We start from the raw sequence: 9,001 nt of genomic DNA, 5'->3' as shown, positions 1-9,001 counted from the left end.
GACGTTTATAACCCAACAAGGAAAATGCATCTACCACTTCAGTGATATAGTTACTGTTTCTTTTTTATTTAAATTAAAGGGTAAACAACAAAGTTATCTCGAATTCAAGTCTTCTGTTAAAGGGGGCGATAGTTGCACAGGGGCTAGCGCTTATTGTGCTAACGGAGCAGTAGAGTTGAAGAACATCGAACAGAATGGGAGTTAATAAAAGAAAGAAGGGGAAGCGTGAAAAAAATAACTATAGGTATGCTAGGAGTAATTCTTTTGATGTTTGTAACTGGGTGTGCAAAAGCGGAAGAAGATACAGCTGTCATCAAATACAAGTCAAATTCTAACCACCAGCAGGCATTCCGTGAGCTTTCGCTAGGAGAATTAAGAGAATTCGAGTTTCAATACCCAGAAAACGAGAGTACAGAAGTAGAGATTTGGATCGACTATTATATCAATGGTGAGAAACAAAACGACCCAACATCTTTAACTTTTCGTACAATGGAAGACGATAATGATAAAGGCTTTTTCGGAATGGGGCTAATAAGGCATCAGGGGAAAGAACCAATATTTTTCTTATATGGGCCTAATCAAAGCATACAAGATAAGCGGAGAGAGGAAGATGTGTGGGGCAGCTTGCAAATAAGCGGTTGGCAACATCATCCTGGAGACAAGGGGATAACCTTGGAAACTGGTGAAGAAGTGGCGGTAACTGCTTATTCAGGAACTACTTCAAATGAAACAAGGATGTATAACTTGGGCGATAAGGATGAGTTGAGAAATCTGGTGAATAAACACGAAGTGGTTTTGTTACTTAAAGCAAAATTAACCACCATACCATAGGAGCAAACCTTTAAGATTAGTGATGTACGACAATTCGTTGGTTTTTGTGTCCTCTGATTTGATTTTGACAATGTTGATGTCGGTGTCTTATTTCCGCTTGAGGGCATTTGGTTAAAAAAGATACGTGAAGAATTTAAAGGAGAACTATAAAAAGTAATTTTTACTATGGAAGTAACGGGCGCGTTAGTTTCAGAACTACTTCAATATATCTCGAAATCAAGTCTTCAAGTATAGGGGGCTATTGTGGATAAGCCCCATAGCAGCCGGGGCTTATAACAATAAAAGTTATTTTCTTTTCCAGGCACCCCAGCGATGGAGTTACTGAAGACTGCAATATTTACTACTAAGGCTATTACTTGAATTAATACCTGGAAACCTTTAAGACTCGTAACCATTTCTTTCATAACTACCACTCCCTTTCCTACTTTTTTCGCTGGGGTATCACTTTGGACCTCGGCCTGAACCGACTCTGGGAGAGGAGCCTGGAAAAATAAACAACTGTAAATTAATATAACACAAAATTATTTTATGTTGTGAAGATTATGTGTAACATAATATGATTCCAAGATATCAATAATAGGGGGCAATTGTTCAATATAGACGATCCCCTTTTTAACTAACGGAGCAGTATTGTTTAAGAAGAAATAATTTAAAAAAGCGATTTTAACAACTGTAAGGAAGGGGTTGAAACGTAATGTGGCATGAACATTTAACAGATAACAAATTTATATCAATGATATACACCAGTGTACCACCTCTAAATGATATTCGTATTGAAAGGATAGCAATTTCACATGAGGGAGACCAAGTACAAATTGGTTTCGATATGCCCTTTTACGCTGATAAACCACCAATGAAATGGGTTGAAAGAGGTTATACGACTACCTTTATAGAGATAGATTTCTCTGATGTTAAGGAAGTTGGTTTGAAATCAAATAATAATACATATAGAGGTAACATTGATATAAAAACTGATAGTAAAGGTGATTTTATCGTCAATATAACAGGTGAAGTTGAAGCCCAAATAAAAGCTGGTGCGGGTTTAATTCAAACAGTAAGTGGTTATTAACTTTATTCAAGTAAAGGGTGCGTTACTTGAAGATCTGCTTCAATATCTCGAAATCAAGTCTTCCGTTATAGGGGCCAATTTTTCAATACTGTAATCTTAGTTACTAAAGGAAAGAGGGATGTATGTTGGGGATTGATTTCCATAGTAATAAGAATCGCTTTACATATACTACTCGCACTGCAGACAGCTCATGGAAGAAGACAATAACACAACTTGTACCTGTTGAGAATGTATCAAAAGCTGTAGATATTGGATGCGGAGGAGGAATCTATTCTAAGGCGTTAGCGGACATGGGGGTAGCTTCAGTCACTGGCGTAGACTTTTCTGAAAAGATACTAGAGGGTGCTAAGGAAAACTGTAAGGATTATAAAAACATATTCTTCAGGTATGGGAGTGCTTATGATACAGGGGTAAATAGCAATAATTTTGACTTAGTACTTGAAAGAGCATTAATACATCATCTGGATGAATTACAAAATTGCTTTCAAGAAGCCTATCGAATACTCAAGGATGATGGATATTATATTATTCAGGATCGTACCCCTGATGATTGTCTATTAAAAGGGAATGATAACCATATAAGAGGATATCTTTTTGAATTATTTCCAAGATTAATCGATAAAGAGGTGAGTCGCCGATATTCCAGCCAGTTCGTGTTGGAAACTTTGAAGAAAGTTGGATTTAGAAAAATCGAGGAAGTTAAGTTGTGGGAAACAAGAAAAATGTATGATACCAAAGATCAATTACTTGAAGATTTAAGTGAGCGAACCGGAAGAAGTATTTTACATGAACTAGATGACAATGAATTGAGGATATTAATTAATCATGTAGATAAATCACTTTCAAGTAATAATAGCATAATTGAGAAAGATAGATGGACAATTTGGATAGCGGTTAAATAATTATAAGATATCTCGAAATCAAGTCTTCTGTTAAAGGGGGCTATAATTTAATATGGTGATCATAAAACAGCACTCTATGTCATTTCTTAAATTACATAAACGATGGGAACATTATTTTATATTGTAGAGATTTAGCTTATAGGCTATTTATGGGGGCATAACCATGTTTCATAACCTAAAATATATATGGAGTGGCTTCTTCCTGGCAGAGTTTGGGAGAGCTATGTATTTCATCATAATTACCTGGATTTTATATAAAATGACTAATGATGCAATGTACACAGGTTTATTAGTTGGTATTGGTTTTATACCTAGTTTATTTATGAATCTAATATTTGGCGTAATTGTTGATCGATTTGACCGGAAAATATTAACTATATTAGCTAACGTAATAAGTGCAATTTCCTTATTACTTATTACTACTACAATCGTTTTTGAAATTCTAACACCATGGATGGTTATTATAACGCATATGATTATTCAACTTATGGGATCTTTATTTAGACCGTCTGTACAAGCTTTTATTGCTGAGATATTCACGAAAAGTGAACTTCCTAAAGTATATTCACAATCTGGATCGGCTGCAATTATTGGAGGTTTATTAGGTGCTTCTACCGGTGGAGTTATTATAGGCTTAACATCTGAAACTTTCTCTATGTGGATTGTACTAATATTTTTTGTTTTATCGACATTTTCCTTAATGCTAGTAAAAAGAGATACTAACATATCTCCTTCAGAAGATGATAACAAGTCCATAATTACCGATTTAATAGGTGGATTTCAATACCTGAAAAGGAATACATTTTTATTTAATTTGTTTGGAATAATGTTTGTGGGTCAACTTGTATTTCATACAAGCATTGCATTTTTATCGGTCTATACCAAGGAATACCTTGAACAAACCGTTATGATTTATGGTTTTTTGGATGCCTCGCTCTCAACAGGTGGTGTAATTGCAGGAATCCTTGGTACATGGTGGTGGAATACAAATCAAAATTACCTTTCTATTCGTTCTTTGATGGTTGTATTCTTAGGGTTATTACTAGTTGGTTTCGCCCCGATTATATATGTTGCTTTTATTGGTGTATTTCTTATTGGTTTAGGTACCACATGGATAAGGGTTTTATTACAGTCTGTTCAACAAATGGCAACAGATAAAGAGTACCATGGTAGAATGGCAAGTTATCGAATGATTTGTAACCAAGGGTCTGTGGTTATCGGTGCACCAATATTAGGTTGGGTAGCTAACATCTACGGGGTAAATGGAATTTATATCGCTCTTCTAATACCTGTATTTATTACAACAATACTAGCACTTAAACAAGCCCAGCATAAACAACTTAAGGCGATGTTTAAAAAAGTTGCTTAAACCTTTTTTATACCCTATAAGTTTATTAAGTATCTCGATTTAAAGTCTTCAAGAAAAGGGGGCTATTGTTTAATATATACGAACGCTTATTCACTAATGGACAGGTAAATTGAAGGATGTAGGGGGAGTTTTTTGAAGATTAAAATCTTAAGTTTATTAACATTAATACTACTTTTGGGATGCAGCGATAACGTAGATGAGCAGAAAAAGATAAGCATCCAAGAAGATGAAAGTTTTGTAGCTTATGTTAACGAGGAAGACAATAAATTATTGGCACCTACTGTTTGGTTAGAATATGACCACCAAGGAACAAGTGCTCCATTTTTGATAACCTTAGAATTAACAGACGAATTAAAGTCGATAGTAGATAAAGATTATAAGGTAACGTTTGATAGTCGAGATATCTTTAATAGTAATGAAGATTTTAAGGATCAAGATTCTTTTTTCGTAGGAAACAATCTATTTTTAAAAAAATCAGTTAATCAGGACGAATTAAAGAAAATGATTACTAAGGGTGCTATTAAAGTATCGATAACGGAGCTGAATGGAGATGTTATAACATCAAGTCTTTTGCAAAAATTTGTGATCGGACAACCTGATGGTTCTTTAGTTAATCCATAAAAAATATTCTTAAACAAACGGGTGCGTTAGTTAAAGATCTGTGCTTCAATATCTCGAAATCAAGTCTTCCATAATAGGGGGCAAATGCTCAACAAGGGAATTCGCCTTTTCTTATTAAATGGCAGGTTTATTGGTGAAGAAATTGCTAAAATGGAGGAAAGACAATGGATTATGTTAAAGATTTGAGAAAATTAGTCGGCCATAGACCTTTAATACTCACAGGTTCTGTGGTTTTAATATTAAACGAGAATAATGAACTATTATTACAACATAGAACTGATGGTGGTTGGGGATTGCCTGGTGGACTTATGGAATTAGGGGAAAGTTTAGAAGATACTGCACGAAGAGAAGTGAAAGAAGAAACTGGACTTGATATAGGAGAATTAAAACTGTTAGGTGTTTTTTCAGGGCAAGATTATTATTTTAAAGTATCAAATGGAGATGAACTTTATTCAGTAACTGCTGTTTATTTTACAAAGGAAGTAAAAGGATATATCGAAATTGATAATACAGAATCATTTGAGGTTCAGTATTTTAAGCTCAATGAATTACCAAAAGGACTAACTGAAGAATATCGAAGTTATATAAATCCGTACATAAAACAATTAACTTCTTAGCGTCACCATTCATGAGCATTATTCAAGAAACGGTGATGTTAGTTGAAGATCCACTTCAAAATATCTCTAAATCAAGTCTTCTGTTATAGGGGGCGATTGTTCAATATGGACGATCGGATTTTCACTAACAGGGCAGTTTAATTGAATAAAAATTAGAGAGGGAGACTAATTATGACAAAAAAGTGTTGTTCAATATTATCAATATCTTTTTTTATTTTGGCTGTTTTTCCACTATTAGCTGGTTTGACTAAATGGGGTAATGCACTCTATGTTGCTGTAATAAATATAAGCATCTTTTTACCTTTGATTTTAGGGATTTTGGGCTTAATATTTGCTTTAACTGGGATTAAAGGCAAGGTCAAAATTAGCCTTGTTTTGATGAATGTCTTAGGGGTGCTTTTATCTACATTTTTAGTCTTTATGGCGATGTATGGGTTCCAACAAGCATAAAAAGATCATCTTCCACTGACGGGGAGTATGTTAAAGATCTAATGAAAGATGTCTCGAAATCAAGTCTTCCATAATAGGGGCAATTGCTCAATAAATACAATGGAGTAATAACAAGTTTCAGAAAGAATTCAGGAAAAAGTAAAGGAGGAATAAATAATGAATGAATATGGTACATTACATGAATCACATGGTCGTTATGCTTTAAGATTTGAGCGATTTTTCCCTCAAAATCCAGAAGAAGTTTTCCGTGTCCTCACAACTTCTAATTACTTCTCCCAATGGTATCCTTTTGCTACAGGGAAATTGGATCTAAGACTTGGTGGCGAAATTGGCTTCGATGATGGTGAAGGTACAACATATAAGGCTACTATCACAGAGTTAGAAGAGCCATATGTATTTGGTTTCCGTGAAGAAGGTGATCTGGTAAACATCTCTTTACAGGAAGAGGATAAAGGTTCTCGAATGATCTTCACCCATACTTTTGACGACGATTCATGGGCAGTTAATACCGCTGCAGGATGGCACCGGTGCTTGGGTGTCTTTCAACAGATAGTGAATGGACATCCAGTTGAATGGAAAGGTAATGCTACTGAACTAAGGGAATATTATCAGGAAGCCTTTGAGCGTAATAAATACTAGGAATCAAATCGTTGCCTGGTTTGAAAGTTTACTTTTGAAAAAGTTGGAACTTTATCTTGAATTCAATAGTTCAACAAACGGGGGCGATTATTCAATAAGAATTAATCGCCTTTTTCTCTACTTAAGAAATGGATAGGTTTGTTGAAGACACAGGTTTGAGAACCGTTTTAAAAAAACTATTTACAAATTTGGTAGATAAAAGGATAATGTAGAGAAATATCTAACTGCGATGAAGAGAAGAGTAGGTAAATCAATTTTCTTACCAGAGAGCCCCGTTAGGTGAGAAGGGGTAGGAATTGTTTACTGAACCAAGCCTCAGAGCATCATATTGGAACCTTTTGAAGGGGATAGTGTGACGGGAGCTCCCGTTATAGAGCTAGGGTATAAACAACGATAAAGTCTGTAGTACCCGACAAGATTAATATGGTGACATATTAATAAACTGGGGTGGCACCGCGATAAAATACAATCTCGCCCCCAAGACACATGTCTTGGGGGTGGGATTTTTTTATTTACCAAAATCATTTTACTGATAAACAGTCAATAATGAAGGAGGATTTGGTGTGGATATAAAGAAAGTATTTTATTCGTGGAAGAACCCCTTTCTCCTATTATTCGGTATCGGATTATCAAATATAGGGGATTGGATCTATTTAATTGCATTGAATTTGATTGTTTTAGATATGACGGGTTCACCTCTCGCTGTGGCAGCCCTATACATTCTAAAGCCTTTAGCGACAATATTCACTAACTTCTGGTCTGGAACCATCATAGACCGTCTGAATCAGCGAGACCTTATGGTGAGGTTGGATTTAGTAAGGGCAGTTCTAATCTTTATTCTTCCTTCGATATCATCCCTTTGGCTGATTTATTTGGTTGTTTTCTTAATCAATATGGGAAGTTCAGTTTTCGAGCCTACTTCTATGACATACATAACTAAATTGATACCTTCAGAAAAGAGAAAAAGGTTTAATTCCCTTAGAAGTCTAATTGATTCTGGTGGCTTTCTGATTGGTCCTGCCATAGCTGGTCTGCTTTTTATGTTAGGAACTCCTTACATGGCAATCTATATAAATGCATTAACATTTTTAGGATCAGGATTAATTACCTTATTACTCCCCCAACTAGATGATTCAACATGGAAACAAAAAAGTTTTCCTGACCTATCCTTCGGGCTTCTAAAGAAGGACTGGAATATAGTTAGGATTTTCACTCATAACTTTCCTTTTGTAATGGTGATCTATTTCTTGTTTAGCCTGATGATGGTAATGGCTACGGCTTTAGATTCACTCGAAGCAGCTTTCTCTAAGGAGGTTTTACAGTTATCTGATTCGGAGTATGGCTTTTTGGTAAGTATTGCAGGGGTTGGTATTGCAGTGGGCGCAGTTGTAAACACCTTATTTGTTAAGAAAATATCTACTTCATTATTGATTGGGTTGGGACCGTTATTTGTTTCCGTTGGATATATTGTTTACGCTTTTTCATCAAGTTTTGAAATAGCTGCGTTAGGGTTTGTAGTGCTATCATTTTCACTTGCATTTGCAAATACAGGCTTTCACACCTTCTATCAAAATAATATTCCTGTTAATGTTATGGGGAGGGTAGGAAGTATTTATGGTCTTATCGAAGCGTTTATTATCATAGTAGCAACTATTTCTATTGGTATAGCTGCTCAATTATTATCTATTAAGTTAGCTGTAATTATTGGTTCATTTTTAATTCTTTTAGTTACAGGCGCATTGTGTTTGATGAGTTTTTACTTTGAGAAAAAAGTTTGATGAACCCGTATATGAGACTGAAACAAATGAAGGTTTATGGGAAGTAAATTAATCCTTTTACATTGCAAACTTCATGGTAATCCTTAGTTGGGAGTCCTGTTTTATCTTGATTACAAGTACTCCAGAAATATTAGGACTAACAACCTCCGAATTGGATTTTTTACCAAGTAAGGAGGGGAATAGTATTGGAGCCCTTTTATTACATATATCTGCTGTAGAGAAAGGATTTCAAATAGAAATTTTTGATGGCCGAAGACCAAATGAGCATGAAATGTTGGAATGGGGATCTCCATATAGTCTTGGGGAAAAAGGAAGAAAAGATATTCATTAGAATTTTATATCACAAAACTTGAAGAAGTTAGACATAGAACACTTCAGAAATTTGCAACGTTGACTGATGATTGGTTATACGAAAACAGGTTATGGGATAATAATCCATCTAATAACTACTTTATTTGGTTTCACGTATTTGAAGATGAAATCAATCATAGAGGGCAAATAAGAATAATTAGAAAATGTTGTCAAAAGAATAATTCATTATTTCACTGAATATCATGTAAGTTTATTAGATTATCTTGAAACCGAGTCTTCCGCATAAGGGGGCAAATCTTGAATAAGACATGCTTTTTTTGTATGGGAAAAGGTCATTTTATTAATAAATACAATCTGAAAAAGGAATGGGGACTTGTATGACTGAAATTAAAGAAATAGGATCTTTATGTTCT

At 34.8% G+C, this 9,001-nt stretch carries 12 protein-coding genes and 1 other annotated feature; of the genes, 11 read left to right on the top strand and 1 reads right to left on the bottom strand.

All coding sequences use genetic code 11. From position 1 onward, the window contains the following. Positions 1 to 205, top strand: a 205-nt coding sequence (locus ACGTN9_RS20910) for a hypothetical protein (protein ID WP_499596465.1), incomplete at its 5' end; no start/stop codon positions are given. Between the two features lie 20 nt (positions 206 to 225). After that, entirely contained in the window at positions 226 to 831 is a 606-nt protein-coding gene (locus ACGTN9_RS20905) for a hypothetical protein (protein WP_499596464.1), read from the top strand. A gap of 224 nt (positions 832 to 1,055) precedes the next feature. On the opposite strand, the gene ACGTN9_RS20900 is transcribed toward ACGTN9_RS20905, so the two are convergent. Further along, positions 1,056 to 1,235, bottom strand: a complete 180-nt coding sequence (locus tag ACGTN9_RS20900; RefSeq protein WP_499596462.1) for a hypothetical protein — start codon at positions 1,233 to 1,235, stop codon at positions 1,056 to 1,058. Between the two features lie 290 nt (positions 1,236 to 1,525). Between ACGTN9_RS20900 and ACGTN9_RS20895 the strand changes: the two genes are divergently transcribed. From ACGTN9_RS20895 to ACGTN9_RS20855, 9 genes are all read left to right on the top strand, one after another. Further along, positions 1,526 to 1,900, top strand: a complete 375-nt coding sequence (locus ACGTN9_RS20895; RefSeq protein ID WP_499596460.1) for an Imm50 family immunity protein — start codon at positions 1,526 to 1,528, stop codon at positions 1,898 to 1,900. A gap of 125 nt (positions 1,901 to 2,025) precedes the next feature. Continuing rightward, positions 2,026 to 2,802 carry a class I SAM-dependent methyltransferase gene (locus ACGTN9_RS20890; RefSeq protein WP_499596469.1) on the top strand — a complete coding sequence of 259 codons (777 nt, stop codon included), beginning with the start codon at positions 2,026 to 2,028 and terminating at the stop codon, positions 2,800 to 2,802. A 163-nt stretch (positions 2,803 to 2,965) separates the two neighbouring features. Next, entirely contained in the window at positions 2,966 to 4,171 is a 1,206-nt protein-coding gene (locus tag ACGTN9_RS20885; protein ID WP_499596458.1) for an MFS transporter, read from the top strand. Between the two features lie 132 nt (positions 4,172 to 4,303). Further along, positions 4,304 to 4,792, top strand: a complete 489-nt coding sequence (locus ACGTN9_RS20880; RefSeq protein ID WP_499596456.1) for a hypothetical protein — start codon at positions 4,304 to 4,306, stop codon at positions 4,790 to 4,792. Between the two features lie 164 nt (positions 4,793 to 4,956). After that, positions 4,957 to 5,409 (top strand): NUDIX hydrolase, encoded by a 453-nt coding sequence (locus ACGTN9_RS20875; protein WP_499596455.1) that lies wholly within the window; start codon positions 4,957 to 4,959, stop codon positions 5,407 to 5,409. Between the two features lie 171 nt (positions 5,410 to 5,580). Next, entirely contained in the window at positions 5,581 to 5,859 is a 279-nt protein-coding gene (locus ACGTN9_RS20870; protein WP_499596453.1) for a hypothetical protein, read from the top strand. A 156-nt stretch (positions 5,860 to 6,015) separates the two neighbouring features. Next, positions 6,016 to 6,498: an SRPBCC family protein gene (locus ACGTN9_RS20865; RefSeq protein WP_499596452.1), complete on the top strand. Its 483-nt coding sequence runs from the start codon at positions 6,016 to 6,018 to the stop codon at positions 6,496 to 6,498. Positions 6,499 to 6,718: 220 nt separating this feature from the next. Next, positions 6,719 to 6,980 (top strand) — a binding site (T-box leader). A gap of 87 nt (positions 6,981 to 7,067) precedes the next feature. Continuing rightward, positions 7,068 to 8,276, top strand: a complete 1,209-nt coding sequence (locus tag ACGTN9_RS20860; protein ID WP_499596467.1) for an MFS transporter — start codon at positions 7,068 to 7,070, stop codon at positions 8,274 to 8,276. A gap of 106 nt (positions 8,277 to 8,382) precedes the next feature. After that, positions 8,383 to 8,607, top strand: a complete 225-nt coding sequence (locus ACGTN9_RS20855) for a hypothetical protein (RefSeq protein WP_499596451.1) — start codon at positions 8,383 to 8,385, stop codon at positions 8,605 to 8,607. Positions 8,608 to 9,001: the final 394 nt, after the last annotated feature.

Origin of the sequence: Halobacillus sp. B23F22_5, from assembly GCF_043497085.1 — a bacterium.
Classification (GTDB): Bacteria; Bacillota; Bacilli; order Bacillales; family Halobacillaceae; genus Thalassobacillus.
Note: the sequence above shows the minus strand (reverse complement) of the source record. Positions and strands in the feature narration are given on the sequence as shown.

Excerpts from the sequence above, each read along its gene's own strand:
- ACGTN9_RS20895 (WP_499596460.1), top strand. The coding sequence starts at position 1,526 with ATGTGGCATGAACATTTAACAGATAACAAATTTATATCAATGATATAC.
- ACGTN9_RS20875 (WP_499596455.1), top strand. The coding sequence starts at position 4,957 with ATGGATTATGTTAAAGATTTGAGAAAATTAGTCGGCCATAGACCTTTA.
- ACGTN9_RS20870 (WP_499596453.1), top strand. The coding sequence starts at position 5,581 with ATGACAAAAAAGTGTTGTTCAATATTATCAATATCTTTTTTTATTTTG.
- ACGTN9_RS20865 (WP_499596452.1), top strand. The coding sequence starts at position 6,016 with ATGAATGAATATGGTACATTACATGAATCACATGGTCGTTATGCTTTA.
- ACGTN9_RS20900 (WP_499596462.1), bottom strand. The coding sequence starts at position 1,235 with ATGAAAGAAATGGTTACGAGTCTTAAAGGTTTCCAGGTATTAATTCAA.
- ACGTN9_RS20885 (WP_499596458.1), top strand. The coding sequence starts at position 2,966 with ATGTTTCATAACCTAAAATATATATGGAGTGGCTTCTTCCTGGCAGAG.